At 41.1% G+C, this 26874-nt stretch carries 26 protein-coding genes; 13 read left to right on the forward strand and 13 right to left on the reverse strand.

Annotation, left to right across the window (positions count from 1 at the left end; genetic code table 11):
• Window positions 1–69 precede the first annotated feature (69 nt).
• From trhA to M3196_RS09620, 3 genes are all read left to right on the forward strand, one after another.
• Entirely contained in the window at window positions 70–711 is a 642-nt protein-coding gene (trhA, locus tag M3196_RS09610; RefSeq protein WP_077360852.1) for a PAQR family membrane homeostasis protein TrhA, read from the forward strand.
• Window positions 712–732: 21 nt separating this feature from the next.
• Window positions 733–915: a DUF6954 family protein gene (locus M3196_RS09615; RefSeq protein ID WP_251322067.1), complete on the forward strand. Its 183-nt coding sequence runs from the start codon at window positions 733–735 to the stop codon at window positions 913–915.
• A 236-nt stretch (window positions 916–1151) separates the two neighbouring features.
• Complete coding sequence (locus M3196_RS09620) at window positions 1152–1622, forward strand: 8-oxo-dGTP diphosphatase (protein WP_251322068.1); 471 nt, start codon at window positions 1152–1154, stop codon at window positions 1620–1622.
• Between the two features lie 252 nt (window positions 1623–1874).
• Here the strand turns inward: M3196_RS09620 and M3196_RS09625 are convergent, their stop codons facing one another.
• From M3196_RS09625 to M3196_RS09645, 5 genes are all read right to left on the reverse strand, one after another.
• The gene (locus M3196_RS09625) at window positions 1875–2978 is read right to left on the reverse strand and encodes a M24 family metallopeptidase (protein WP_251322069.1); all 1104 of its coding nucleotides are present in this window, start codon (window positions 2976–2978) and stop codon (window positions 1875–1877) included.
• A gap of 400 nt (window positions 2979–3378) precedes the next feature.
• Window positions 3379–4761 (reverse strand): glycine--tRNA ligase, encoded by a 1383-nt coding sequence (locus M3196_RS09630; RefSeq protein WP_251322070.1) that lies wholly within the window; start codon window positions 4759–4761, stop codon window positions 3379–3381.
• Between the two features lie 348 nt (window positions 4762–5109).
• Entirely contained in the window at window positions 5110–6063 is a 954-nt protein-coding gene (locus tag M3196_RS09635) for an aminoimidazole riboside kinase (protein ID WP_251322163.1), read from the reverse strand.
• A 65-nt stretch (window positions 6064–6128) separates the two neighbouring features.
• Entirely contained in the window at window positions 6129–6626 is a 498-nt protein-coding gene (locus tag M3196_RS09640) for a PTS sugar transporter subunit IIA (RefSeq protein WP_251322071.1), read from the reverse strand.
• A gap of 219 nt (window positions 6627–6845) precedes the next feature.
• Window positions 6846–9215 carry a M14 family zinc carboxypeptidase gene (locus tag M3196_RS09645; protein WP_251322072.1) on the reverse strand — a complete coding sequence of 790 codons (2370 nt, stop codon included), beginning with the start codon at window positions 9213–9215 and terminating at the stop codon, window positions 6846–6848.
• Between the two features lie 247 nt (window positions 9216–9462).
• Here M3196_RS09645 and M3196_RS09650 point away from each other — a divergent pair, with 247 nt between their 5' ends.
• The 4 genes from M3196_RS09650 to M3196_RS09665 all read left to right on the forward strand — a co-directional run bounded on the left by M3196_RS09650 (window position 9463) and on the right by M3196_RS09665 (window position 14653).
• Window positions 9463–10299 carry an aldo/keto reductase gene (locus tag M3196_RS09650; protein WP_251322073.1) on the forward strand — a complete coding sequence of 279 codons (837 nt, stop codon included), beginning with the start codon at window positions 9463–9465 and terminating at the stop codon, window positions 10297–10299.
• Window positions 10300–10448: 149 nt separating this feature from the next.
• On the forward strand, window positions 10449–12113 hold the full coding sequence (locus M3196_RS09655; RefSeq protein WP_251322074.1) for a PTS transporter subunit IIBC: 1665 nt from the start codon (window positions 10449–10451) through the stop codon (window positions 12111–12113).
• Window positions 12114–12116: 3 nt separating this feature from the next.
• On the forward strand, window positions 12117–12920 hold the full coding sequence (locus M3196_RS09660; RefSeq protein ID WP_251322075.1) for an endonuclease/exonuclease/phosphatase family protein: 804 nt from the start codon (window positions 12117–12119) through the stop codon (window positions 12918–12920).
• Between the two features lie 68 nt (window positions 12921–12988).
• On the forward strand, window positions 12989–14653 hold the full coding sequence (locus M3196_RS09665) for a glycoside hydrolase family 13 protein (protein ID WP_251322076.1): 1665 nt from the start codon (window positions 12989–12991) through the stop codon (window positions 14651–14653).
• A 42-nt stretch (window positions 14654–14695) separates the two neighbouring features.
• On the opposite strand, the gene M3196_RS09670 is transcribed toward M3196_RS09665, so the two are convergent.
• The 5 genes from M3196_RS09670 to proC all read right to left on the reverse strand — a co-directional run bounded on the left by M3196_RS09670 (window position 14696) and on the right by proC (window position 19406).
• Complete coding sequence (locus M3196_RS09670) at window positions 14696–15013, reverse strand: hypothetical protein (protein WP_251322077.1); 318 nt, start codon at window positions 15011–15013, stop codon at window positions 14696–14698.
• 33 nt (window positions 15014–15046) lie between these two features.
• A complete protein-coding gene (locus tag M3196_RS09675; RefSeq protein ID WP_251322078.1) occupies window positions 15047–15859 on the reverse strand; it encodes a nucleotidyltransferase domain-containing protein in 813 nt (270 codons plus the stop codon).
• Window positions 15860–16163: 304 nt separating this feature from the next.
• Window positions 16164–17267 (reverse strand): fatty acid desaturase family protein, encoded by a 1104-nt coding sequence (locus M3196_RS09680; protein ID WP_251322079.1) that lies wholly within the window; start codon window positions 17265–17267, stop codon window positions 16164–16166.
• Window positions 17268–17481: 214 nt separating this feature from the next.
• Complete coding sequence (locus M3196_RS09685; RefSeq protein ID WP_251322164.1) at window positions 17482–18600, reverse strand: DEAD/DEAH box helicase; 1119 nt, start codon at window positions 18598–18600, stop codon at window positions 17482–17484.
• Entirely contained in the window at window positions 18597–19406 is an 810-nt protein-coding gene (gene proC, locus M3196_RS09690; RefSeq protein WP_251322080.1) for a pyrroline-5-carboxylate reductase, read from the reverse strand. Before proC ends, M3196_RS09685 begins: the two co-directional genes overlap by 4 nt.
• 118 nt (window positions 19407–19524) lie before the next feature.
• Between proC and M3196_RS09695 the strand changes: the two genes are divergently transcribed.
• From M3196_RS09695 to ade, 6 genes are all read left to right on the forward strand, one after another.
• Window positions 19525–19992, forward strand: a complete 468-nt coding sequence (locus M3196_RS09695) for a hypothetical protein (RefSeq protein WP_251322081.1) — start codon at window positions 19525–19527, stop codon at window positions 19990–19992.
• A gap of 23 nt (window positions 19993–20015) precedes the next feature.
• Entirely contained in the window at window positions 20016–21410 is a 1395-nt protein-coding gene (locus tag M3196_RS09700) for a dipeptidase (RefSeq protein WP_251322082.1), read from the forward strand.
• A 323-nt stretch (window positions 21411–21733) separates the two neighbouring features.
• Entirely contained in the window at window positions 21734–22228 is a 495-nt protein-coding gene (locus tag M3196_RS09705) for a hypothetical protein (protein ID WP_251322083.1), read from the forward strand.
• Between the two features lie 18 nt (window positions 22229–22246).
• Complete coding sequence (locus tag M3196_RS09710) at window positions 22247–22423, forward strand: hypothetical protein (RefSeq protein WP_251322084.1); 177 nt, start codon at window positions 22247–22249, stop codon at window positions 22421–22423.
• Window positions 22420–22617 (forward strand): YwbE family protein, encoded by a 198-nt coding sequence (locus M3196_RS09715; RefSeq protein WP_251322165.1) that lies wholly within the window; start codon window positions 22420–22422, stop codon window positions 22615–22617. Before M3196_RS09710 ends, M3196_RS09715 begins: the two co-directional genes overlap by 4 nt.
• 116 nt (window positions 22618–22733) lie before the next feature.
• Window positions 22734–24479: an adenine deaminase gene (gene ade, locus M3196_RS09720; protein ID WP_251322085.1), complete on the forward strand. Its 1746-nt coding sequence runs from the start codon at window positions 22734–22736 to the stop codon at window positions 24477–24479.
• On the opposite strand, the gene M3196_RS09725 is transcribed toward ade, so the two are convergent.
• Genes M3196_RS09725 through liaF form a run of 3 tightly spaced genes read right to left on the reverse strand, consistent with a single transcriptional unit; the run spans window position 24476 to window position 26870 of the window.
• Entirely contained in the window at window positions 24476–25105 is a 630-nt protein-coding gene (locus M3196_RS09725; protein WP_251322086.1) for a response regulator, read from the reverse strand. The two genes, ade and M3196_RS09725, sit on opposite strands and share 4 nt — an antisense overlap.
• Window positions 25102–26142 (reverse strand): sensor histidine kinase, encoded by a 1041-nt coding sequence (locus M3196_RS09730; RefSeq protein ID WP_251322087.1) that lies wholly within the window; start codon window positions 26140–26142, stop codon window positions 25102–25104. The genes M3196_RS09725 and M3196_RS09730 overlap by 4 nt, the downstream gene beginning before the upstream one ends.
• Window positions 26139–26870: a cell wall-active antibiotics response protein LiaF gene (liaF, locus tag M3196_RS09735; RefSeq protein ID WP_251322088.1), complete on the reverse strand. Its 732-nt coding sequence runs from the start codon at window positions 26868–26870 to the stop codon at window positions 26139–26141. The genes M3196_RS09730 and liaF overlap by 4 nt, the downstream gene beginning before the upstream one ends.
• Window positions 26871–26874 lie beyond the last annotated feature (4 nt).

Genomic DNA, 26874 nt, shown 5'->3' on the forward strand with positions numbered 1-26874 from the left:
AGTCCTTATTTGGTTAAAGGGAGTGGAATTCTGATATACTTACCATAACGTAAAGGAAGGTGAACGGAAATGAGTACACATGTATTTACAAAACGTGAAGAAATAGCGAACGCCATTACACATGGCATCGGCGTCCTTCTTAGTGTTGCCGTTACCTCCATCCTGCTTGTGTTTGCAGTATGGAAAGGAACAGCTGTTCATATTGTCAGCTTTGCTGTATTTGGAGGAACAATGCTGGCGCTTTATACAGCATCCACTCTCGTACACGCTTTTCCTAAAGGACGGGTAAAAGATATTTTTGAAATCATGGACCATGCCGCGATCTACTTGTTTATCGCGGGGACGTATACACCGATCGTACTGATTGTTGTAGGCGGTGCTCTTGGCTGGACATTGTTTGGAGTCGTTTGGGGACTTGCCGCATTTGGAGTCGTTTTTAAAGTCTTTTTCACGAAAAAGTTTGTTGTATTATCGACACTGGGATATGTAGCAATGGGCTGGCTGATTACATTTGCCCTTCAAGATATTTCGGCTAATATGCCTCCTGAAGGAATTCAGCTGCTTGTCGCTGGCGGTATCATCTACACGCTCGGCAGTATCTTTTATGTGTGGCGCAGCTTTCCCTTTCACCACGCGGTTTGGCACCTGTTCGTTCTAGCGGGCAGTGTTTTACATTTTCTTATGATGTTTTATGTGCTGCCTCTGTCATAGAATAGATAAGGGGTGACAAAAATGAAAATCCTATTGAGGATCGTTTTTGGTATTGCATTCTTATTAGTAGCTTTTTTCGGACTTGGTCCAGTACTCATGGCAGACGGAATGCCTGGTGAACGGACGCTGACGTTGATTTTGGTTTTATTGATTTTTGCTGCATTGTTTGTAGTTTATAAATGGCTAATGAAGAGAATTTCGTAAGAGCAGAGATGGCCTCTGCTCTTTTTTATGCCGTAGACTTTTCGATTCTTTGTTGTTTTTGTTCCGTTTTAAATAATACATAGTAGATCATCAAGCTAACAGAACCCATTAGAATAAACAAGCCAGTAATTATCGCTGTTGAGAGAATAGGAAGGCAACAATAGAAATGCCTAAAAACATTTCATATTTATATGTTTTAAAAAGACAACTTTAACTTTTTAAGGAGTATTTTTATAATGATAGTTGATCACCGTCTTTATACGATGTGCATGATTCAAAATGAAGATAAAGTGTTATTAATTAAGCGTCCAGACAATCGAGGCTTTCCAGGATATTTAGCTCCTGGAGGCAAAATCGATTTTCCTGAAAGTTTAGTAGGTGGCGCTGTTAGGGAGGTAAAAGAAGAAACGGGTCTTAATGTATCTAATCTTGTTTTTAAAGGAATTGACGAGTATGTAAACCCGAAAAAGAACGTACGATACATGGTGTTTAACTATTGGACTGATACGTTTTCTGGCGGATTGATGGAAGATCCACCTGAAGGAGAGCTTGTCTGGGTGCCGATCTCTGAAGCTCTTAACCTGCCTATGCAAAACTGGTTTAAAGAGAGGTTCCCTTTGTTCTTTGAAGCAGGCACTTTTGAGATACAGAGAGTATGGGATGCTGATATAGATGAGCAGATCGAAGTAAAAATTTTAAAGACTTGATTTAGCATATATGACTAATGTCGAACTATGTCTAGAAATGTAAACTCGTGGATAAGCGGGTAAAACTTTTGGATTCAGGACCAAAATTCGTGGATTCAACACCCTTTTTTGTGGATTCACGCCCAAAACTTTAGGATTGGGTCTCACAGCACTGCCGAAAACGGCTATCACACAGCCAAATGCCCCTCTCAAGACCCACTAAAAAGGAAAGGATGACTCTATCACGTGTCATCCTTCTTTATTTCATTTATTTTATTTAATTATCTGCAGTTCTTTCGGGTATTTCGTCAATGTTTCATACCCAACAGCGGTTACAACAACATCATCTTCAATTCGTACACCGCCGATGTCATCTATATAGATTCCTGGTTCGATCGTATACGTCATGCCTTCACGCAGCACGCCGTCATTGTTATCACTCATGGACGGGAACTCATGTACATCGATTCCAAGACCATGCCCGATGCGATGAGGGAAGTTGTCTCCATAACCCGCTTCTGTAATGTGGTTACGTGCGATTACATCAAGGTCTCCGATACGCGTACCCGGCTTTGATGCTTCCAACGCCTTCAACTGTGCCTGCAGTACTGTGTCATAGATCTCACGACGTTTTTCATCTAGATCACCGAAAGCTACTGTACGTGTGATATCTGAACAATATCCATTCAACACTACGCCTAAATCAAACAATACAAAATCACCGTGCTGAAGCTTTCTTAAACCTGGCTTTCCGTGAGGCTGTCCTGCTTTCTCTCCAAACAGCACCATCGTCGAGAACGACATTTGGCTGATGCCTTTTTTCTTCAGTTCGTACTCGATTTTTGCGAGTACTTCCATCTCAGTTACGCCTTCTTTAAGCGCAGCAACACCGACTTCAACTCCGTAGTCTGCAAGTCGTGCGGCTTCACGCAGCGTCTTAAGCTCACTATCTTCTTTTATTAAACGAAGCTCATTTAAAAGCTCTTCAGCCCCCACTAACTTTGCATCGTTAAACATACCAAGCAGCTTTTCGCCACGCGCATATGGAAGTGTTTCTTTTTCAACTGCAATAGAAGATGCTGCAGTCACGCCGCGGCCAGCTAGTGCCTCCTGCACCTTAGCCCATGGATCTTCGGAGTCACTGTATCCCACTATCTCATACGTCCAGCCCGCACCTTTTGCTTGTGAACGCTCCATTCCCGGGCAAACCATGAACGGTTCACCTTCTGGCAGTACAACTACACCAAGCACACGCTCATGTGGATCTGTGTATAGTCCAGACAAATAGAATACGTTCGCTGTCGTATGAATGAAGGCGAACGTTTGACCTTCTTCTTTTAACCAATCTTTAACCTTTTGAATACGTCCTTCGTTCATATGTATACCTCCATTAGAAGCCCCTTCAGGCATAAAAATTTTCTCTCACTGTCTATTGTAAGATAAACGGCCGTGAAAAAACAGAAGCACACATCGCAAGCTGCAAATGTGTGCTCTATTTTTCTGTTAGGCTTTTGAACATGTTAGTGAGTACGCTTCATTGAAAGTTGATTGGAGCGCAAGGTGCGAGACTCCTGCGGGATCAGCGTGCCAGCTACCTGAGTGTTCTTCTCGCAAGGCATGCGACGAGGAAGCTCGCTTCGGTAGGATTTGCTTGCAGACGCAGGAGCACATGCTTCCTGAATATGAGCCCTTATCCATCTTCCCGCGGAAAGCGAGCATCCTGGAGTGGAAATCAACCACAACTAATAACAACAATGTTTATGAAAAAAGCCTTTTGTTAAAACTGTACTTTTTCCTCGATAAAGCTCTTAAGGTCAGAAATTTTCACACGCGCCTGTTCCATCGTGTCACGGTCACGTACTGTTACCATGCCATCTTCCTTGGAATCAAAGTCGTATGTGATACAGAAAGGTGTGCCGATCTCGTCTTGACGGCGGTAACGTTTACCGATCGATCCTGTTTCGTCGTAATCTACATTGAAGTCTTTAGCTAGTGAACTGAACACTTCCGTTGCTTCTTCAGATAATTTCTTAGACAATGGCAAGATCGCCGCTTTATAAGGTGCTAATGCGGGGTGCAAGTGCATGACCGTTCTGCTTGTACCGTCTTCCAATTCCTCATCTTCATATGCATCTATCAAGAATGCAAGTGTTACGCGGTCAGCACCAAGAGAAGGCTCGATGCAATACGGAATGTAGCGCTCATTTGTTTCTTGGTCGATATAGTTAAAGTCTTCACCTGAGAATTCCATATGACGCTTCAAGTCAAAATCAGTACGTGATGCTACACCCCATAGTTCGCCCCATCCGAACGGGAACTTGTATTCAAAATCAGTTGTTGCGTTTGAATAATGAGAAAGCTCATCTTCATTATGGTCGCGAAGACGAAGGTTTTCTTCTGTCATACCTAAAGACTTCAACCAGTTTTCAGCAGTGTCTTTCCAGTAATTGAACCACTCGATCTCGCTTCCTGGCTTACAGAAGAACTCAAGCTCCATTTGTTCAAACTCACGCGTACGGAAGGTAAAGTTACCTGGCGTGATCTCGTTACGGAAGCTCTTACCGATCTGCGCGATACCGAACGGCAGCTTTTTACGCATTGTACGCTGAACATTTTTAAAGTTAACGAAAATACCTTGTGCCGTTTCAGGGCGCATGTAGATTTCGTTTGAGCTGGATTCTGTTACACCTTGGTGTGTTTTGAACATTAAGTTAAACTGACGGATGCTTGTAAAGTCATGGCTACCACACTCAGGACATGCAATGTTGTATTCTTTGACCAACTCTTCCATCTTTTCAAAAGGAAGACCGTCAACGATTATTTCTTTTCCTGCTTGATCTGCTGCTTCTTCAATCAGCTTATCCGCACGGTGACGCGCTTTACAGTTTTTACAGTCCATCATCGGATCGTTGAAGTTGCCGATGTGACCAGATGCTTCCCACGTGCGAGGGTTCATCAGGATTGCTGCATCAAGTCCAACGTTATAAGGTGACTCTTGAACAAACTTTTTCCACCATGCTTTTTTCACATTGTTCTTCAGTTCAACACCGAGGGGACCGTAATCCCACGTGTTTGCAAGACCTCCATAAATTTCAGATCCCGGAAATACAAAACCGCGATGTTTCGCATGATTTGTAATGGTTTCCATGTTTTTTGACATTGTAATTCCTCCCATTCGGATTTTGCCTTATGGATCCGTTCGTCTTTTATAAAAAATAAAAAACTCCCGTCCCAAGGCGCTATGCCCAGGGACGAGAGTTGTATCTCCCGCGGTTCCACCCTAGTTGATCCGTCCGTATGTAAAACGAATCCTCTTTTCAAAAAAACAGCTCCGGACTGCCGTTTCACTAATGTCTCTTACCGGGCTTTCACCGCCCCCGGCTCGCTTAAAAGAGTGTCAGATTAGCTACTATTCATCCTTCACGGCTGCATATCATGTTTTATAATAAAGTAATATTACCAAAAAACAAAAACATTAGTCAAAATATTTTCCTATTATATGCTTTTGTTACTTCAATTGTGCAAGTTCCTCTTTAACTTGTTCCAAAGTTGGAAGAGATGTCATTGCACCTTTACTCGATACCGTAAGCGCTCCTGAAATACTGCCGAAAACCGCCATATCCGCTGCTTCATCGAGAGTAAGTTCCTCAAGTGTCCCCTTGTATTCATTTAACAGATGCAATACCGCTGAAACGTAGGCATCTCCAGCTCCTGTCGTATCAATAGCTGCAACACCTTTTGCTGGAATATACTCACCGCCATCTTTCGTTACTACATAGCTGCCGTCATCTCCAAGGGTGATAAAAAGTAATGGTATATCGTATTGATGAAGGACTTTAATTCCTTCCTCTACCTTTTTTAATCCTGTAATAAATTCTAGTTCCTCTTCCGAAAGCTTAACGATATCTGCATGAGGGAGCATGGAAAGAATGGTTTCACGTGCCAAAGCAGGTGCCTTCCATAGCGAAAGCCTTAAGTTGGGGTCAAAGGAAACCCACATGCCGTTCTCTTTTGCTAGTTTTACTGCTTTTTCGGTCGCACTTTTGGATGGTTCAGCAATCAAGGAAATAGAGCCGAAATGAAGGATTTTTTTATCTTTGAAAAGACTAGGCTGAATATTCTTTTCTTCTAAGAAACGATCAGCACTCGGGTCAATGTAAAAGTCAAAAGACCTTTCTCCTTTTTCAGATAAGGTTACAAAAACTGCTCCCGTCCGAACTGTATCGGTTTTATAGACATGAAACGTATTTACACCGTAGCTTTGCAGTGTATCGATTATAAAATCACCGAGTACATCGTCACCAACTTTTCCTAAAAAAGTAGCTTTTGAACCAAGCCGTGCTGCCCCCACCGCTACATTAGCAGGAGCACCACTGGGACGCTTATAATACATCGAATTTGTTTCATCAGTAGGGATAAAATCAACAAGTGCTTCACCTAAAGAAATAATTCCTTTTTTCATCATTGCCTCCCCCTCCCATTTTGAATGGAAAAAAATCAGGCAAAAAGAAGCCTGATCCTTTCCCTTTATTTCATTTTGATCTGAAGCAAAGAGGTTTCCCCTTTTGTCGCTTCCGATGCAGCACGCTTATCCAAAGATTCAACCGCATCGCCATTCGTGATGACAATTGGAGTCACTGTACTCGCTGCTTTTTCTTTAATTAATCCTAAGTCAAAGCTTAAAAGTTTGTCCCCTGCTTTTACTTTATCTCCTACGTTTACATGACCTTCGAAACCCTCACCGTTCATGTTCACTGTCTCAAGCCCGACGTGGATTAAGATTTCAGCGCCTGATTCAGATTTAATCCCGATCGCGTGTTTTGTATGAAAGAACTGAACAATTTCTCCATCAACTGGTGAAACAACAACACCTTCAGTTGGCTCTATCGCAATACCGTCTCCCATCATTTTTTGGGCAAATGTAGGGTCTGGCACTTCTTCTATTGATACAATATTACCCGTTAAAGGAGCTACAATCGTCTCTTCTTTTTTCACTTCTTTTTTACCAAACAATTTATTAAACATATTCAATCACTCACCTTTCCATGCTTACCTATTTAATTTACACCTGTCGGAATGCTTTAAAACATTTTAACCTCAAAAAATGATGATACAAAAGAAGACCAAAGAACAGGATAAGCAAACTCTCGATGTTCTTCAGGTCTTTTTTGTGAATTTAATCCGCAAACTTTCCTTATAAAAGTAATGCAGCTATTGCTAGATTGTCAAACAGAAAGGTTCGAATTATTGATAAAGAGCATTTGATAATAAACGGAATAAATAATCGGTATGATCACGGAATCCTGCTTCAAGTCCGATCAATGTGACATCTTCGTCCGTTTCTTCAATAATTACCGCTTTGCCAGAAGCCAGTTCGTTGTTTTTCCAATGTCCAGCTACAAAAAAGTCTCCGGTATCAAATGAAGCGACTGTTTTCACATCTCCAAGCTCAGTAAACCAAACAGGCTTGTACACAAAGCCCAAGTCGTTTTGTTTATAACCCTTGCTTAATTCGTCTTCACTGTAAGTAACTTCCACTATTCCATTGCTGTCAGATGCGCCGGTGTTCACTTTTACATTCGTCAGTCCAAGCATGCTGGATGCCTTTGCACCGCCGGCACCAACTGCAATGAACTTTCCGCCTTTAACTACAAATTCGTTAACATGCTGTGCGAACTGGTCATACGCTTCTTTCGTTCCTAAAACAAATGGCTTGTTTGCTTCTCTGATGTTTTGATATTGAAGCATCATTTCTGTACCGCTGTAAATAAATGCATCGAAGTTGGCGAGACCCTTCTCAGCCACCTCTTTTGGTGTCACTTCTGTTACAGAAAATCCTAAGCGTTCGAGCGCAAGTTTAGTACCCGCATGTGTTTGTGCTTTATTAATTCCGCCATCTTTTAAAATGGCTACTTCTATGGAGGCTAATTTTTCTTTTTCTGCAGGAAGAGCTGCTGTTTCAACAGTAATTCCTGATTCTTTTATAAGAGATTTGTTTTTTGCCGGAACATTTTCCATATAAAAGTTACCGTCTTGACCCTTGTAAACCGTCACACCTGCTTGCAGCAATTCATTAACCAGCTCTACTGCCTCAACAGATGTGTTTTCGATTAAATAAGGGCCTTTACCGGTTAATGAACCATGAAAATCAACGTTATTTACTGGTGAAGTTTTAGCGTTTAATTCCGATTTTATTTCGACTGCATCAAAGCCCCAAAGTTCTGGCAAGCTCCATGCTGAAATGTCATACATCGCAGGTGTGTCATTCGTGATGTCTTCGCCGTTCCATAACATCGTGTTCGCGAGTCCTGCTTTTGCCTGATCCATAGGTACAATATAAGTTCCTGCCAGGTATGTTACCCCTTCTGCCGTGAAAGTCTTATTCGCTTTTTCAACAGAGATGTCGTTATTAAGAAGGTGGTTTACCGCTTTCTCTGTAACCGTTGGATCTTTCTTATCTACAGGAAGCACATAGGCATTCGGGAAGAACCCTTCTTCGTGATAAGGGTGATCAAAATTAATTCCGCGTTTAAAAATTTCAATTTGATCTGTCAGCATCTCTTGTTTATTTTCTGTTGAAAATTTGAGAGCTCCCATAACAGCATCATTTGCCCACTTCACACCATCCCACGTGTTAGTCGGTGCTTCCAATGTGTATCCATAAGCACCATGATACATTGCATACATCGGAGTAAAGATTGGCGGGTAATCATCCCATCCAGCGCTGTCATCACGCTGAGGAATGTACGTCCCTGTCATATTTTGATACGTTTCACTTTTATAGGCGGCTTTATTGCCTACGATCTCAGCTTCCATTGCCTCCGCTTGATCTAAAGCCCACTTTGAAAAAAGATCATATTCGTAGTTAGGGTTATGCGGAGGGGTACAAGGTTCGATTAAACCTGGCTTGTCTTCCAGCCAATTCACGTATCCGTGAAGATCCAAGAACACCATCGGATTCCATTCTGTAATAAGATCTACCGTCTGCTTTGTTTCTGGTTGAGATTGTGTAATAAAATCACGGTTTAAGTCGATTCCTTCGCCGTTAAAGCGTGTCCCATCCACACGTCCATCTGGATTTGCTACAACGTTAAAGATTAAGATATTGTTCGCTAAAATCTCTTTTGTCGTTTCATCGTTCTCAAAAGCAAAACGTTCGATTAGCTGCAGAACAGCATCAGAACCTATGTATTCAGTGCCATGAATAGAACCATTAATCATTACCGGTACTTTAAAGTCTGAGTTCTCGGCTACCCATCTCTGTGCTTTCTCTGGATTTTTAATCATTTGCTTTCGCAGCTTTTTATAATGTCCGTACTTTCCTTTATCTTCAGGGTTTGAGATGGTCAGTGCATATAATGGATATCCATCTGCAGATTTCCCTGTAACCTCTAGTGAAACGCGATCGCTAGCTTTATCAACCTGCTTAAGCTTTTCACCAATCTTCGAATACTTAACAAAATCATAATGCTCCGAGTTAAAAGGACTGCCATCAGCTTCTTCACTAACATTTACATTCTCCCAATGTTTCTGTGGTGCTTCTGCTGTAACTGCATAAGGTGTTGAAGTTAGTAAACTTACACTTAAAACCCCTGCAAACCATTGTTTTTTCATCTTTTGTTTCTCCCCTTCTTTCATTCTCAAAATCAATTACTTCGTTATGCATATTTATTCATATTGGTATTTTTCTTATTTGCACATTCACTTTTATTCCATACTAACTTATGAAATGCCTTTGCTTTCTTCTAATTTGAATAAAAATAAGGAAATCCTCATGGTTCTTTCATCATAGAAACGATTCAATTCGTTTTTAACATAAATGTTATAATATGGATAAAGACCGATATGGAAGGGTGAAAATATGAAGAGCGGCTTACCTTGGTTTGATGTGTCCCAAATAGCTATTGGCACTCACTTAGGGGATATGACCACGGATGATTCATCGTTATATCAAAAATCTATCGAATTCGCTTTAAAAAACGGCATTAACTTCATAGATACTGCACTTAACTATCGTGGAATGAGATCGGAAAGAGATATTGGCATTGTTTTATCTAAACTAATTCATGCCGAAAAGAGGATAAAAAGAGAAGAAGTCATAATCTCAACAAAAGCAGGTATCATCCCAGGAGATATTGACCTGCAAATACGTCCCGAAAGCTACTTAAAAGAAAAACTGCTGAATAAAGGAATTCTCCAGGAAGAAGATCTCCAAATTATTAATCAGCATAAACATGTACTAACACCCTCCTATTATGAATTTGCCATTAAGCAAAGCTTGAAGCACATGAATCTCGACACTATCGACATCCACTATATACATAACCCTGAAATCTCAAGAAAGGTGTTAGGAGAAGAAAAATTTTATAAAGATCTAGAGAAACTATTTAGGTTTTACGAAGATCAAGTCGAGCGTGGCACGATTCAATTCTATGGATTGAGTCTGCTCCTTCAATTTTTACGGTACGTGTTCTTTTATTTGTTACACGTTCGCTCAAAAAAGTGCATCTACGCTCAATCTGCTTCCCGTTTCGCTCAAAATAACTCAGCTACGCTCAAACTATGCCGATCTTCGCTCAGAATCCTTTATTTTCGCTCAAAATCGTATCTCAAAACTATTTCTCCCTTCCCAAATACACCTATAATCCTCGCTGGAAAAACTTTTATCCCTCTTTTGAAATTTATCGCTTGTAAATGAAACCGTTTTATTTTACAATCCTTTTATGCAAACGATTGCACCATCTTTCATATTCAAATTTGTAAGCGATTTATAAATAATTTTTGCAATCTAATGAATGCGATTTCAAAAATACAGCAAAAGATATATACTTAAAGGAGGAAATCGTTTTGAAACAACGTGGAAAACTTATTTCGTTTGATTTCTGGCAAAAGCTTGGTAAAGCGCTTCTCGTAGTAGTAGCGGTTATGCCAGCTGCTGGTTTGATGATATCACTAGGTAAGGTTATTGCTATGTCAGGTGGCGACATCGCTTTGGTGCAAACGATTGCCCGAGTAATGGAAGATATCGGATGGGCAATCATCACAAACTTACACATCTTATTCGCAGTAGCTATTGGTGGTTCGTGGGCTAAAGAACGTGCTGGCGGTGCATTTGCAGCTGTCATCGCTTTTATCCTCATTAACCGTATTACTGGTGCTATCTTTGGTGTAAACAGTGCAATGATGCTGGAAGAAGGGGCAAAAGTAAAATCCCTATTCGGCAGTGAATTGATTGTTGGAGATTACTTCACATCAGTACTTGGAGCACCTGCTCTTAACATGGGTGTTTTTATCGGTATTATATCCGGTTTCCTAGGTGCCGTTCTATTCAATAAGTATTACAACTATAACAAGCTTCCAAATGCATTAGCATTTTTTAACGGAAAACGCTTTGTACCTTTTGCGGTTATTCTATGGTCAGTAATCACAGCTTTAATTCTTGCGTTAGTATGGCCATTCATCCAGGGTCTATTAAATGATTTTGGTAAGTGGATCGCAACCTCACGCAATACGGCTCCAGTTATTGCACCATTTGTTTTCGGTACGTTAGAGCGTCTGCTGTTGCCTTTTGGACTTCATCACATGTTAACAGTGCCGATCAACTACACTGAGCTTGGCGGTACGTACCAAATTATGACTGGCTCTGGTGCAGGTTCATCCGTAGCTGGACAAGATCCATTATGGCTTGCTTGGATCAACGATTTGAACAACTTCTTGCAAGCTGGAGATACAAAAGCATATCAGGCACTTCTAAACGATGTGGTGCCTGCCCGCTTTAAAATGGGACAAGTTGTTCTGTCTACAGCTTCATTAGTAGCAATTGCACTCGCGATGTACATGAACGTTGATAAAGACAAGCGTAAAAAGTACAAGTCTATGTTCCTATCTGCAGCACTAGCTGTATTTTTAACGGGGGTTACAGAGCCAATCGAATTCATGTTCATGTTCGCTGCACCACTTCTTTACATTGTGTATGCAATCACTACTGGTCTCGCGTTCGCTGTAGCTGACTTGATTCATGTTCGTGTTCACGCATTCGGTTTTATTGAACTGTTGACACGTACGCCGTTACTTGTAAAAGCAGGTCTTACACGCGACTTAATTAACTTTGCACTAACTTGTATCGTGTTCTTTGGATTAAACTTCTCAATCTTCTATGTATTGATTAAAAAGTTCAACCTGCCGACTCCAGGCCGAGCAGGTAACTATATTGAAACAACTGAAGGTGATTCTGCTGCACCTGCTAAAAATCAAGCAGCAACTGGTGCTGATAATTCTCAAGCATCTGCAATAATCGGCCTTTTAGGCGGAGCTGACAATATTGAAGATGTGGACGCATGCATGACTCGTCTTCGTGTAACGGTAAAAGATATCTCAGATGTTGCAACGGAAAAAGAGTGGAAAGATAACGGCGCACTTGGTCTGATCCTTAAGGATAAAGGTGTTCAAGCGATTTACGGACCAAAAGCGGACGTATTAAAATCCGATATTCAGGATCGTTTGGGGATGTAATCAATGAAACTTCTAACGTTAAATGTACATGGCTGGCAAGAAGAGAACCAAATGGAAAAGTTAAAGATGCTTGCTCGCGATATTTCGAGCGAGCGTTATGATGTAATTGCCCTTCAGGAAGTCATGCAATCTATCGATTCAGCTGTTATGAAAGGCAACATTAAACAAAATAATTATGCTTATGTGTTAATCCAGCTGTTACAGGAACTTGGCGTTAACGATTATGATTTTGTTTGGGACATGGCTCACTATGGTTTTGAAACATATGAAGAAGGTCTGGCCATTTTAAGCCGTCATCCGATTAAGTCTAACGATAGCTTTTTTGTTACAGAACTTCAGGACATGAATAATTGGAAAACAAGAAAAATCGTTTCAGCTGTGATCACTTATCAAGGAAAAGAACTAAACTTTTTCTCTGGTCACTTTGGCTGGTGGAACGATGAAACAGCACCGTTTAAAGAACAAATTGACGCTTTCTTTAAGCATGTACCGGAAAATGGATTATCCTTTTTAATGGGCGATTTAAACAATGATGCTAACGTAAGAGACGAAGGATTTGATTATGTAAAATCGAACGGTTTTTACGATACGTATGAATTGGCTGATGAAAAAGACGATGGGATAACCATCAAAGGCGCAATCGCCGGTTGGAACCAAAACGGTAAAGAAGACGGACGCAGAATCGATTATATTTTATGCAGCAAATCGCTTAACGTAAAAAGTTCTCACGTTCGTTTTAACGGAAAAGAAACTCCTGTGGTCTCAGATCACGCTGGTGTAGCAGTAACTTTAGAATTAGAAAACTAACAGACTATGGGGAGCCGTTTTTTACGGTATCCCCTGCCCTGTTGTTAAGAGATGATGGAGGTAATATTATGGAAAAGGTTTGGTGGAAAGAAGCCGTTGGCTATCAAATTTACCCTCGCAGCTTCCAAGATTCAAATGGAGATGGAATTGGTGATTTAAAAGGGATCATCCAGCGCCTGGATTACATCAAAGAACTGGGTATCGATGTAATTTGGATCTGTCCGATGTACAAGTCTCCAAATGATGATAACGGGTATGACATTTCTGACTATCAGGACATTATGGAAGACTTCGGAACAATGGAAGACTTTGATGCGCTTTTAAATGAAGTACACAAGCGTGATATGAAGCTGATCATTGACCTTGTTCTTAACCATACCAGTGATGAGCATCAATGGTTCATCGAGTCCCGCTCATCAAAAGATAATCCAAAGCGTGACTGGTACATTTGGAGAGACGGTAAAGACGGTAAAGAGCCAAACAACTGGGAAAGTATCTTCTCTGGTTCAGCTTGGGAATATGAGGAAAAAACAGACCAATATTACCTTCATGTTTTCTCAACAAAACAACCTGACGTGAACTGGGAAAACCCAGAAGTGCGTGAAGCTCTTTACGATACAGTCAACTGGTGGCTGGATAAGGGAATTGACGGTTTCCGAATCGACGCGATCAGCCACATTAAAAAACGTGAAGGCTTCCCGGATATGCCTAATCCAAAGAACGAAAAGTATGTATCTTCTTTCGACATGCACATGAACCAAAAAGGCATCCATATGTTCCTTCAAGAGTTCAAAGACCGCACATATGCTAACTATGATGTAATGACGGTTGGTGAAGCGAACGGAGTTAAAATCGATGAAGCTGACCTTTGGGTAGGAAAAGAAAACGGAAAGATGGACATGATCTTCCAATTCGAACACCTTGGTCTTTGGGACGCTGAAACAAATCCTGAACTTGATATCGTTGAATTGAAGAAAGTGCTGACGCGCTGGCAGAAAGGACTTGAAAATGAAGGCTGGAACGCTCTATTCATCGAGAACCATGACAAAGCCCGCGTGGTTTCCACTTGGGGCAACGACGAAGAATTCTGGTATCAAAGTGCAACAAGTATGGGAGCGATGTACTTCCTTATGCAAGGAACACCATTTATCTATCAAGGCCAAGAAATCGGTATGACGAACGTACAATTTGATTCTATTGACGATTATGATGATGTAGCTGTTAAAAACATGTACCGCATTAAGCGCGAACAAGGTGTTCCACACGAGGACATCATGGCAGTGATTTGGGCATCTTCCCGTGATAACAGCCGTACACCTATGCAATGGAACAGCGATGATAATGCGGGTTTCACAACGGGTACACCTTGGATGAAAGTGAATCCTAACTATACAGAAATTAACGTCGAAAAACAGGAGCAGGACGAGAAATCAATCCTGAACTTTTATAAGAAGATGATCTCTCTAAAAAAAGAGAACGAAATCTTCACATATGGAACATATGATTTATTGCTTGAAGAAGACAAGCAAATCTACGCTTACACTCGCACTTTTGGTGAAGAAATAGTTGTTGTGATTACGAATCTTTCTAAAAAGAAAGCTTTGTTTGAAACCAAACTTTCTCTGAACTCCGAAAACCTGCTGCTCGCAAACGAAGAAGTTGCAGCACATGAAGACGTAACAAGCGTTTCACTAAAACCTTATGAAACTCGTGTTTATCGCGTAAATTCTTAAAACATAAAAAGCGTGCTTTCCAAATTGGAGAGCACGCCTTTTTTATATGGGCAACTGTTTTTCAAAACGGATAAACGAATATAAACGCATGAGCACGATCAGTACACACACAACCGTTAAGCCAGGAGTAACATCTGTAAACAACGGAACCCACGCTAATATAAAGGCAACGAATGCGGTAAAATTTCCGGAAAATCCGTTAATAGGCTGGTTCCCTACGAAAAGTACAGCACCTTTTAATGAATTTTCATAACACGATTTATGATACGGCCGTACTTTAAAGAACGCCCATACTGTAATCAAATCATCTCTAGTCTTTATCTCCATCAAACAGCTTTCACAATGCATCTCTTTTTTCAAAATAATCCCCTCTATTACACTCTTTTGTACTTATTATATCGAATTTTGAAGTTCATAGGTTTCATTGAAATATGAAATGGTAAACGCTACAAATCGTCTCATGTCCTGTTTCCGGATTTCTTTTGAATGGTAGTAAGAATCCGATCGCGGATTTGTTCTCAATCTCAGCCCCTCAAGAAGAATCGGATGATATTGTGCTGGCAATAACGCCCGTGCTCTCGCAACTGCTTCTTTTTTACTGAAAATGTTGCGGTATTCCAGTGACAACAGAATTCTGCATAACGTAATAACCCCAAACTCGATCCAATCATCATAAAAGAAACACATATCGCGTTCCAGTTTTTCTTTCCAATATGTATTTAAATTGTAGGTAAGTGTCTTTTGAACATCTTCCCACTTCATATTCAAATTCAAAACAGAAATTGGTTCACCATAAGCGGTTATTCCCTTTGTCTGCAGCGTCCACCAAGTAATGTAGTTTAGATCATAATGTCCTTTGTGCAGTTTTCCATCAGCAAAGAACGGGTATTCTTCCAGTTCTTCATAGACCATCCCTACTTGGTCTAACGTTACATAACATCCATCCATTCTCAACCCATAAGGATGTGAATTGCATCTTAAATGCACCAATTTCAATAAATCCTCTGTCTTTTTCCCAATTCGTCCTTTGATTATCGTTATAAAATCAATATCACTTGTATCCGGATCAAAAGAATGAAGTGCTAAAGAACCGTACAAATAAATACCATGAACACGGTTAGCAGGCAGTACTTCTAATAAAAGCTGCTTATACATTTCTAAAAACTCCTGAATTTCTTCAGGTATAGGCTTGTTCGTTTGCCGCAAATTTTCTTACCCCCGTAAAAGATTTGATTATCTATTCATTCTATAAAGGTATAGTGAACTCCTATTTTTTTACAAATTTAAAGGGCAAGTGATCTAATAGAGAAATGTATAAGTAAGAGGAGTGATGCTATGATTAAAAAAGCCAGAAGAATAGTTGCCTCAAAACTGCTTATATCGATGAATCTGCCCTATTCTGGAACCACTAAGGACAGAAAATACTATTTGGATGGTTTAATCAAGAACTAAAAAACAATAATCTGTCCAATTGCCTTTCCAGTCTACTTAAAAAGAAAAAGCACCCAAATTAATGGATGCTTTTAGGAGTTCCCTTCGGAGAACCTAATTCCCGCTCTTCTGTTTCTCCTTTTTGATAAGAGATACGGTCAGGATCAAGACCATGTCCAAGTGATTGATACAAATTGCCTGGTGCAGGATCAACAAACTGATGCTGGTTAAAGTAAACACGCGGCGTTTTCCATAACGTCACTAATGCCTTCCAGTGCGGCATTTCGTGATAGCGTTCTGGCCACATTTCTTTAATATGCTTCTTTACAAGCGGATAATATTTTGGATTCATACCTGGGAACAAATGATGTTCCGTATGGTATGAAAAGTTAAAGTGAAGCACGTCCACCCATTTTGGAACGGTAACCGTTAAGCTGTTTGCTAATGGATCGTTCACATCAGTCATTGGGTTTAAACGATGGTTCGTTGAAATATAGCTCATTACGATCGCGTTGGCGATTAATAGCGGAAGCAATACCGCAAAGAACCATTTAACAGGACCCAGCCATACTAACAACCCAATCCACGTTGCCCAAGGCAATAATAGCTGAAGCCATACAGATGGACGATTGCTAGGCTTAAATTCTTTTATAAAGCGCTTGAACATGAAAAGTCCATGCGTTGTAAACGAAATCGATAGAAAAGCAAAGCTGACAATGGAACGCATCCACATCGGGAGCTTGTACACTTTTTGTAAGAACGGCTTGTGTGACAAGTTCTCTAAAGTCGGCCATGCATCGGGATCTTCCCCGTCCTCTTGTGTATGCACATGGTGAGTCGTATTGTGCCACTTGCGCCATAACTTCGGACCGACACTTAGCGGCCAAAATGCCACGGCTCCTAAAAAGTCACGCAGCCAAGGCTTGCGAATTACTGTTCCGTGCAAAATTTCATGGCCTAAAAAGCCCATCCCAGCGAAACTTGTCCCCAGAATAATGGCGATACCTATTCCTAACCAAGGATGCAGATTATTTAATAAACCGATAACTAAAATACCGGCGATTGCGATCAATAAGTATACTAGTCCTCCCCATAACCGTGATGGCACCGGTTTGAAAGCCTCTTTCGGCATCTTGGGAGCGATTTTTGCTGCATACCAGCCAAACGATTGTAAATCTTTCATTTGCTCAACTCCTTTAAATCTGACTCTTGCGAATTCTCGTACTTCATTATCGTAACAAGGTTTGTTTTATGAAGCAACTATTTTTATTACCAGGTAATAATAGTTGGTATTATATACCCATTAAAAAAAACGGGTCCCCTGAAGGATTACCCGTTTTTGTAAAAATTATTACTTTTTATACCACATTTTTCTTTAAAAGTTGTGAATGATAATTCTATAAATATTCGAGTTTCAGAGCTTTTAATTTCTGATTCGTTTCTCGTTCTATCAATTGAAGCAATCTGCGATCCTTTGGTGCTACAAACGTAACAGCTAATCCTTTGCCGCCAGCGCGGCCTGTTCTTCCAATTCTATGAATGTAGCTCTCGGTATCCAGAGCGATATCATAGTTAAAAACATGCGTTACTCCTTCAACATCTAAACCGCGTGCCGCAACATCTGTCGCCACCAGAAATTGGATATCTCCTTCACGGAAACGTTTCATAACGTCTTCTCTTTTTGCCTGTGAAAGGTCGCCATGCAGTTCATCCGCGTTATAACCCATGCCTTGCAGTGCCTCATTTAATTTGCTTACCCTGCGTTTTGTACGGCAAAAAATAATAGCTAAATAAGGATGCAGCAATCGGATCGTTTGAACGAGGTCATTCTGCTTGCCTCTATCCGTTGTTTCTACCACACGCTGCCGGATTTCCTTTAATGTAATTTGCTTTGTCTTGATATGAATCTCCCTTGGCTTCTGCGTATACGTGCGTGCAAGCTTCTTCACTTCATCCGGCATCGTAGCAGAAAAAAGCAAGGTTTGGCGGGAATCAGGGACTCTTTCCATGATGTCTTCAATATCCGTTAAAAAACCTATGTGCAGCATCTGATCCGCTTCATCCAGAACAAACGTTGAGACATCAGATAAATCAATTGTTTCGCGGCGGATATGATCCAGAAGCCGTCCCGGTGTTCCTACAACGAGATGCACTTTTCCTTGCAGCTTATGCATTTGTGCAACAACATCCTGACCCCCGTATACGGCAAGGACGTTAACCTTGCCAAGGGGCTCAGTCAGCTTTCTCACTTCAGCTGTGATCTGAATAGCCAGCTCTCTTGTAGGTGCTACGATCAGACCTTGGATCGCCTCTTTCTCACTATCTATTCTTTGAAGGATAGGCAGGACAAATGCGAGCGTTTTTCCCGTTCCGGTCTGCGCCTGTCCGACCACATCTTGTCCTTCTAAAATAATGGGAATCGTTTCTTTTTGTATCGGTGTCGGTTCGCCTATCCCGTTCTGCAGCAAAACATCTGTCAAAGCATCTGATAGGCCTAATTCTTTAAAGCTCATTATTTTCTCCCCAATTCTTTAACTTTCTCTGTGCAGCTGTCCATCGCAGCTAATACCGCTCCGCGAAAACGCTCCTGCTCTAACGTTGAAACGGCAGCGATCGTTGCTCCGCCTGGTGATGTCACTTGATCTTTTAACTCACCTGGATGTTTTCCGGTTTCAAGTACCATCTGTGCAGCTCCTAAGACGGCTTGAGCAGCTAAGCGGTAGGACTGATCGCGAGCTAACCCCTGTCTTACCCCGCCATCTGCCATCGCTTCAATCATCATGTAAACATAAGCAGGTGAAGACCCGCTGATCGCTGGAATCGCATCCATCTGGGACTCTGCGATCACTTCCACTTTTCCAAAGCTGCCTAACAATTTTTCAACTGAATGGAGCTCTTCATCCGTTATTTCACTGTTAGCGGAAACAGCTGTCATACCTGAGCCGACAAGTGAAGGCGTATTCGGCATCGTACGTACCACCTTTACCTTTTGACCGAACGCGTTTTCAACATCAGCAGTCGTTATCCCCGCTGCAATCGTAATAATGATAACATCTTGTTTAATGTCCTCTTTGATCTCTTCGATCACTTCAAAATATGTATAAGGAGCAACAGCTAAGAACAGCACATCAGCAAAACCCGCCACTTGCCTGTTAGATGGTGACACACCTATTCCAAACTGTTCACTGGCAAAAGCCCTTGTTTCCTCTGTACGCATACTCGCCTCGATTTCCTTCGGATTAACTAACCCAGAGTGGATCATCCCGCCTGCCATCGCCTGCGCCATTTTTCCAAAACCAATAAACCCTATTTTTTTATTCAATGTGCCTACACTTCTTTCTATCTGAACTTTTTAAAAGGGAAATGTTCCTCTATACAGAATACCTATACCGATAGCTTTACCTTTAGTAAACCACAAATACATAAGGTGTGTGAAATGGATGGACAAGTTTACAAAAGAAGAATGGCACAGAAAACAAGCAATAGAAAATTTTAATAAAACGTGGGATCTCATCGATAAAAAAGAACGCACGAAAGAGGAAGACCTCGAGATGATCCACACAGCACACACATCCCGATTTCATTGGGGATTCGCTGGCACTCCGCTGAATTTTGCTCGTGGAGAATGGCAGATCTCAAGAGTTTATTCCTTATTAAAAATGAGTGATTCAGCTTTGCTTCATGGAGAACATTCTCTATACCATTGTCTTCAAAACGATTTCGGAGATTTTGAACTGGCATTTGCTTATGAAGCCGTTGCCCGGGCGTATATGGTTAAATGTGACGAAGCAAAGATGGAAGAATACTTTGCACTTGCCTCTAAAGCCGGTGAAAACATCGCTAAAAATGATGATAAAGAATATTTCATTTCCGAGCTAAACTCTATTAAACTAAGAAGTAAAGCGTAACCATACATAAGGGAGGACTTTAAATGACAGACAAGATTACGAGCTACTTAAAAGAAAACCGTGATGCGCATTTAAAAGAGTTAACCGACTGGCTTGCGGTACCGAGTGTCAGTGCACTTCCAGAACATAAAGAAGACGTTCGAAAAGGTGCTGAATGGATCGCAGACGAGCTTTCCAAAATCGGCATGGATAACGTAAAGATTCACGAAACAGATGGACACCCTGTTGTTTATGCCGATTGGCTGAAAGCCGAGGGAAAGCCGACTGTGCTCGTATATGGCCACTATGATGTACAGCCTGTTGATCCGGTAGAACTTTGGGAAACTCCGCCATTTGAAGCGACGGTTCGTGATAACAAGCTGTACGCGCGCGGTGCTTCAGACGACAAAGGCCAAACGTTCATGCATTTAAAAGTTTTGCAGGCGATTTTGGAAACAGAAGGAACATTGCCTCTCAATTTCAAGTTCTGTATCGAAGGTGAAGAAGAGATCGGCAGCCCGAGCCTTCCGAAGTTTATTGAGAACAACAAAGATCTTCTGGCAGCGGATGTTATCGTAATCTCTGATACGGGCATGCTTGATCGTGGAAAGCCTGCGATCTGCTATGGTCTGCGCGGTATGTGTGCGATGCAAGTTGATGTAACAGGACCGAACAGTGACCTTCATTCTGGTCTTTATGGCGGAGCTGTTCAAAATCCATTACATGCTATTACTGAACTTTTACAATCATTCCGTGATGATAACGGACGTATTTTAGTAGATGGATTCTATGATAACGTTCAAGAATTAACAGAGGAAGAAAGAGAAGCATTCCGTGCCCTTCCGCTTACAGAAGAAGCACTAAAACAGCAGCTTGGTGTCTCTGAGTTAACAGGTGAAGAAGGCTATTCACACATCGAGCGTACATGGGCTCGTCCTACTCTTGAATTGAATGGAATTTGGGGAGGTTTCCAAGGCGAAGGAATCAAGACGGTTATCCCTGCCGAAGCGCATGCAAAGATCAGCTGCCGCCTTGTACCAAACCAGGAGCCGGATGAGATCATCGAAAAAGTAAAAGCACATATTGAAAAACATAAGCCTGTTGGTATTGACGTTAAGGTTACTCTTTTTGATAAAGGAGCACCCTATGTTACACCGTTTGATCACCCTGCGATTCAAGCCGCTGCACGCTCTTATGAAAAAGTGTACGGCATTCCGACAGCGTTTACCCGCGGCGGAGGTTCGATTCCAATCGTTGCAACGTTCGATCAAATGTTAAACATCCCTGTTGTGCTAATGGGCTTCGGTCTCTCAACGGAGAACTTCCATGCGCCGAACGAACACTTCCATCTGGAAAACTTCGATAAAGGGATGGAAACCCTCGCTGACTATTGGTTTGAGCTGGAAAAGTCCATTAAGAAAGAACCATCTGCTTTATAAAGGGTTACAAAGAAGGAGCTGACTCATAGGATGTCGGCTTCTTTTTAACTGATTAAAATTACTGAGCGAAAATGTGGAATTCTGAGCGAAAATCTGTCCAGTCTGAGCGAAACTATTATTTCTTGAGCGAAACAAGCTTTAGTTTGAGCGAAAGTCGGAATTTTTGAGCGAACGTGTAATAATTAAAAGAACACGTACCGTAAAATCACCGTTAGTAGCGTAAATAGGAGGATGTTCTCCTAAGTTCAACCGGTATTTTCGTTTTCTTTATTCGGTATGATATAATCAACCAATCACAATAAAAGAAACGGAGAGTATAAAAAATGCTTTCATTTGAAGATAAAATTGCTTTGATTCAAGAGAACTTCCCAGAGCTTGAAATGCACGAGGTGTCACTTGGCCGTCTAAACTTTCACTATGAGGAAAGCGTGCAGGACAAGAAAATTGTCGTGTACCACCTGCACCCGAACGGCAACGGATTTGTATATGGCGGACACCTTCCACAAAGCGTGAAGAACGAAAAAGGCTACGTAAACATTCGCGACTACGAAGCGGACGAACTGATCGCTTTAATCAAAGAATCTATGGAGTTCCTTTCAAAAAAACACGGCTGGCAACAGCAGAAAAAAGATCGAACAGATGATGGTGAACGCAAAGAAGAACACTGGTACAGCCATAGTCATGAAAAAATTAGACTTGTTGGTGAAGATGGCATGTGGTTTATCTTTGATGAAGATGATGCACTTGAAGCAGCATTTGAAACGTACGCTGAAGCAGAAGGCTATTTAAAAGAAGCAGACTTTAAAAGAAGAAAATAATAAATTGAGGTGTAAAAAATGGCAGAGGAGAAAAAGAAGTTAAGCTTTCAAGAAATTGCGAAGCAGCGTCTTGCTGAAAAGAAAGCACAGCAATCTGGCGGATCATTTAATAAAGGCCCTGTTAAAGTGGCAAACCAGCTTAAAAATCAGCAAACGAAAAAAGCAAACAATCAGGCAAGGAGAACAGGTGTATAATGCACCGTAAGCGCTCTAATATTACTCCTGGACTTCCCGTCAATATTATTTTAAAAGCCGATCAGCGTTCAGGGAAGAAAACAAAAGGCATTGTGAAAGATATCCTTACGAACTCACCAAATCATCCGCACGGGATTAAAGTAAGACTCCAGGATGGTCAGGTTGGCCGTGTTATAGACATACTCAGTGAATAATTACAAAAACGGTCTCCTAAAATTGGGACCGTTTTTCTTTTTGTTTCTATACTAAATAAGAAATAACGAATTTTCGTATACTAGATGTTATATTTTGCTTTAAAGGAGATCAAATCATGGATCAGGATTCTCTAAAACGACGAATTGATGTGAGCACGAAAAAAGTTCCCGCAGACATAGTCATTAAGAATGGCAAAATCATTGATGTGTTTAATCTTGAAATCATCAGTGGCGATGTTGCTATTGTAGATGGCTATTTTGCAGGTATTGGAGAATATGAAGGACATGAAACGATCGATGCCGATGGCCGTTTTATTTGTCCCGCTTTTATAGACGGGCACGTTCATATTGAATCTTCGATGATAACCCCAGCTGAGTTCAGCAAGGTATTACTTGCTCATGGTGTAACAACTGTTATTACAGATCCTCATGAGATCGGGAATGTTTCAGGAAACGAAGGGATCACATTTATGCTGAACCAGTCAGAAGGATTGCCGCTTGATGTTCGCGTAATGCTCCCTTCTTCTGTTCCAGCCACACCATTCGAGAACGCAGGAGCTGTTCTTTCCGCTCAAGACCTTGAGCCTTTTTATAAACACCCCCGTGTAAAAGGTTTGGCTGAAGTTATGGATTATCCAGCTGTTTTTAATGGTGATAACGATATGATTAAGAAAATAGCTACTGCCGCCAAACACCATGCTATTATTGACGGTCACGCAGCAGGACTTGATGCAAACGGCATTAATATCTACCGTTCTGCTCTCATCACAACTGATCATGAATGTACGACGGCTGAGGAAGCACTTGATCGTATTCGCCGGGGTATGTATGTATTAATTCGTGAAGGATCTGTAGCAAAAGACTTAAAATCACTGATTAAAGCTGTAACACCAGTAAACGCCCGCCGCTTTTTATTCTGCACGGATGATAAGCATCTCGATGACCTTGTTGATGAAGGAAGTGTCGATCATAATATAAGACTGGCCATTGCTGAAGGTCTATCTCCGCTGCAAGCCATTCAAATGGCAACATTAAACGCAGCTGAATGTTATGGATTTCATGAAAAAGGCGCGATCTCACCAGGATTTAAAGCTGATTTTCTTTTGCTGGATGATTTAGAAACCATTGCGATTTCTGAAGTTTTTACAGCAGGTGTTTCAGTCGCCGCCAATGGAAAGTTTACAGGACATACGGAAGTTCCATCTTCTCCTCCAGAACACTTGATGCAATCAGTAAATATTCACGATATAAAAGGCGATGAACTCTCTATTAAACTAGAGAAAGGCAATCAAGTTCATGTAATCGAACTTATCCCAAACCAGCTGGTTACAAAAAAGAAAATTCTCCCTGTAAAAGTGGAGAACGGAGAATTTGTACCTTCACCTGAAGAAGATTTATTAAAAATGGCAGTAATTGAACGGCACAGGCAAACAGGAAATATTGGACTTGGGGTTGTTAAAGGACTTCTAATAAAAAAAGGAGCAATTGCTTCTACCGTGGCACATGACTCTCATAACCTTGTTGTGGCAGGAACAAATAATGATGATATCCTTACCGCAATAGAAGCTATTAAAAAATTGCAAGGCGGATATGTCATCGTCAAAGACGGCAGTATACTGGCCACAGTACCGCTTCCGATATCAGGATTAATGGCAGACCGTCCTTTTGAAAAAGTAAATGAAGAGATTATCACGTTAAAGGATAAGCTAAAAGAGCTTGATTTTAAAGGCAATTTTGATCCATTCTTAACCCTGTCATTTTTGACACTTCCTGTTATTCCTGAAATTAAGCTGACTGACTTAGGTCTTTTTGATTTTAAAACGTTTCAGCATATCCCTATAACAGCTAGTACACTCCTCTAAACGAGCGAGTGGTTAAATGCATAGATAACGGCTTGCGTCCGGTCTTGAACGTCTAGTTTGCTTAAGATATTACTTACATGAACTTTAACGGTTTTTAAAGCGATAAACAATTCGTCTGCAATTTCCTGATTGGTTTTCCCTTTTGTCATCAGCAATAAAATTTCCATCTCCCGCGCAGTCAGTTCCTCATGAGGCTCGCGCGTTTGTTTTTGTCTCATCTTGCTCATCATCTTGCCTGTTACTTCAGGCTCAAGAACTGACTTTCCATGATAGGTATCCCGAACGGCTTGGGCAATATCACTGGCTTTTGACGTTTTCAGCATATAGCTTGAGGCACCCGCTTCGAGTGCAGGATAAACTTTTTCATCATCTAAAAAACTCGTTACAACTATAATCTTAGCCTCTGGCCATGATTCTGTAATCAAACGGGTTGCTTCAATTCCGTCCATTTCGTCCATCACGAGATCCATTAAAATAATATCAGGCTTTATCTCCAAAGCTTTATCAACAGCTATCTTGCCGTTTTCGGCTTCACCAGTTACTTCTATATCCGGCTGTGCAGAAAGGTATGCTGAAACCCCGATCCGGACCATTTCATGATCATCCACTAACAATACTTTTATCATGCTTTTTCCTCTCCCGCTGATAAAATCGGAACCTTAACTTCAAGGCGTGTTCCTTCGCCTGGCAAACTTACAATCCTAAGCGTACCGCCAATTTCCGCGGCTCTTTCGTGCATATTCTGCAATCCATACGAACCCGTTTTTTCCTGATCCAGTTTAAAGCCTACACCATCATCCTCTATACGAAGAATGATAAGGTCGTCGCGCTGAACAAGAAGAATTTGAGCTTTGTTCGCCTGTGCATGTCTGAGAATATTAGATACAGACTCTTGTAAAATACGAAAAAGGTGGTCTTCTACCCCTTTATCAAGAGGGATCGTTTCAATTTTCCACTTCAGCTCTATGGGAACTTTCTGAAGAAGTTCTTGCAGCAGCTCTTCCATCCCTTTTTGAAGCGATTTTCCGTTTAGTGCAGCAGGACGCAAATGTAAAAGAAGAGCTCTCATTTCAAGCTGTGTTTGATGGATGGTTTCTTCAACGAGCTTTAATTGCTTCGACTCACGAGTATCCGATTCTGTCCGCACTTCGTTTACAGCAGACATGATCATGCTAGCCGCAAAAAGCTGCTGGGAAACTGAATCATGCAGCTCTCTGGCCAACCGGTTCCTTTCTTGAGAAATGATTTTCTGAATTCGTTTTTCCTGATCGACCGCCTTTTCGGTCGCCATTTTTTGAGACTGACGGATCTTCTCTCCTAATTGCTGCTGAATCCCTTCCATCCGCTTTGTGATCGCTTTTAACTCCAGGCTGGATACCTCTTGCATGTTTACCTGCCGCCCGTCTTCGATTGACTTCAATGTACGGTCAATGAGGTTTAATTGTTTCCGGGCTGTTATACCTGAATTTAATCCGAAGAAAGCTCCCATAATGAAGACCAGGAACGGAACCACAAAGGCAATGGGGAAATCCAATAATTGTTCCTCCAGCAAAAAAGTCCAATCATGAATAGGAAATAGTGTATATACAATCGATCCTAAAAGAATGGTTACTGCAAAAGCTAATGAGATGCCAGAAAACATATGACGCAAAACGGTACTCATACCCGCTTCACCTCCAAGCTTCCAGCTAATATGCTTGTCATGATTTTTACTTTTTTCTCAGACTCTAAGTAGTTTTTTGTGCGATAAGAGACCGTCTGATTGAACATCTTTGAATCTTGATAATCAAAGATCAGCGTGTTCCCTGCAAAAGCAGAATGTTTGATGGTTACTTCGATCTCATAAGGAACATAAATGGTGATATTGCCAATAAGCCCCCGAATAAAAACAACAGATTCCCCTGAAGGCAAAAGGGTTTCACTCAGGTCAATGATCGTATCACCTGCGCCGCACTGAATGTTGATATCATTCCATTCATATACATGATCAGGAGTTTGCTGTGTACCAAAAGCTATATTTTTTAAAAGAGATTCTTTTTTATATAAGTCTTCTGATGAATGCGTTACTTCCTGATTCACTTGTGGTGTAATAACAAACGGGTTCTTTTTTGATTGATAGAATTGCACGATAATGTAGACCACTAAAGCAACTAAAATTAATTTAAACGTATACATGCTTAAGATCGTGATTATTGCAATAACTACCCCTGCCCAGAACATAACTTTTCCGGAGCGTTTCGGCATTCTTCTGCGTCCAAAATACATAAGAGCCGCACAGATAATAAGAGTGAATACAATACCCTCTCCATTTATAGTTGCTTCTAACAGCACCATTACACATGCAATTAATAGCATCCAGCTTATAAAATCATTTTTCTTTTTGACTGGCATTTGC

The organism is Fictibacillus nanhaiensis, assembly GCF_023715445.1.
Taxonomy (GTDB): domain Bacteria; phylum Bacillota; class Bacilli; order Bacillales; family Fictibacillaceae; genus Fictibacillus; species Fictibacillus nanhaiensis_D.

Bases quoted from the DNA above. Each gene is read 5' to 3' on its own strand.
- trhA (WP_077360852.1), top strand. From the start codon at position 70: ATGAGTACACATGTATTTACAAAACGTGAAGAAATAGCGAACGCCATT.
- M3196_RS09615 (WP_251322067.1), top strand. From the start codon at position 733: ATGAAAATCCTATTGAGGATCGTTTTTGGTATTGCATTCTTATTAGTA.
- M3196_RS09620 (WP_251322068.1), top strand. From the start codon at position 1,152: ATGATAGTTGATCACCGTCTTTATACGATGTGCATGATTCAAAATGAA.
- M3196_RS09625 (WP_251322069.1), bottom strand. From the start codon at position 2,978: ATGAACGAAGGACGTATTCAAAAGGTTAAAGATTGGTTAAAAGAAGAA.
- M3196_RS09630 (WP_251322070.1), bottom strand. From the start codon at position 4,761: ATGTCAAAAAACATGGAAACCATTACAAATCATGCGAAACATCGCGGT.
- M3196_RS09635 (WP_251322163.1), bottom strand. From the start codon at position 6,063: ATGAAAAAAGGAATTATTTCTTTAGGTGAAGCACTTGTTGATTTTATC.
- M3196_RS09640 (WP_251322071.1), bottom strand. From the start codon at position 6,626: ATGTTTAATAAATTGTTTGGTAAAAAAGAAGTGAAAAAAGAAGAGACG.
- M3196_RS09645 (WP_251322072.1), bottom strand. From the start codon at position 9,215: ATGAAAAAACAATGGTTTGCAGGGGTTTTAAGTGTAAGTTTACTAACT.
- M3196_RS09650 (WP_251322073.1), top strand. From the start codon at position 9,463: ATGAAGAGCGGCTTACCTTGGTTTGATGTGTCCCAAATAGCTATTGGC.
- M3196_RS09660 (WP_251322075.1), top strand. From the start codon at position 12,117: ATGAAACTTCTAACGTTAAATGTACATGGCTGGCAAGAAGAGAACCAA.
- M3196_RS09665 (WP_251322076.1), top strand. From the start codon at position 12,989: ATGGAAAAGGTTTGGTGGAAAGAAGCCGTTGGCTATCAAATTTACCCT.
- M3196_RS09680 (WP_251322079.1), bottom strand. From the start codon at position 17,267: ATGAAAGATTTACAATCGTTTGGCTGGTATGCAGCAAAAATCGCTCCC.
- M3196_RS09695 (WP_251322081.1), top strand. From the start codon at position 19,525: ATGGACAAGTTTACAAAAGAAGAATGGCACAGAAAACAAGCAATAGAA.
- M3196_RS09700 (WP_251322082.1), top strand. From the start codon at position 20,016: ATGACAGACAAGATTACGAGCTACTTAAAAGAAAACCGTGATGCGCAT.
- M3196_RS09705 (WP_251322083.1), top strand. From the start codon at position 21,734: ATGCTTTCATTTGAAGATAAAATTGCTTTGATTCAAGAGAACTTCCCA.
- M3196_RS09710 (WP_251322084.1), top strand. From the start codon at position 22,247: ATGGCAGAGGAGAAAAAGAAGTTAAGCTTTCAAGAAATTGCGAAGCAG.
- ade (WP_251322085.1), top strand. From the start codon at position 22,734: ATGGATCAGGATTCTCTAAAACGACGAATTGATGTGAGCACGAAAAAA.
- M3196_RS09725 (WP_251322086.1), bottom strand. From the start codon at position 25,105: ATGATAAAAGTATTGTTAGTGGATGATCATGAAATGGTCCGGATCGGG.
- M3196_RS09730 (WP_251322087.1), bottom strand. From the start codon at position 26,142: ATGAGTACCGTTTTGCGTCATATGTTTTCTGGCATCTCATTAGCTTTT.
- liaF (WP_251322088.1), bottom strand. From the start codon at position 26,870: ATGCCAGTCAAAAAGAAAAATGATTTTATAAGCTGGATGCTATTAATT.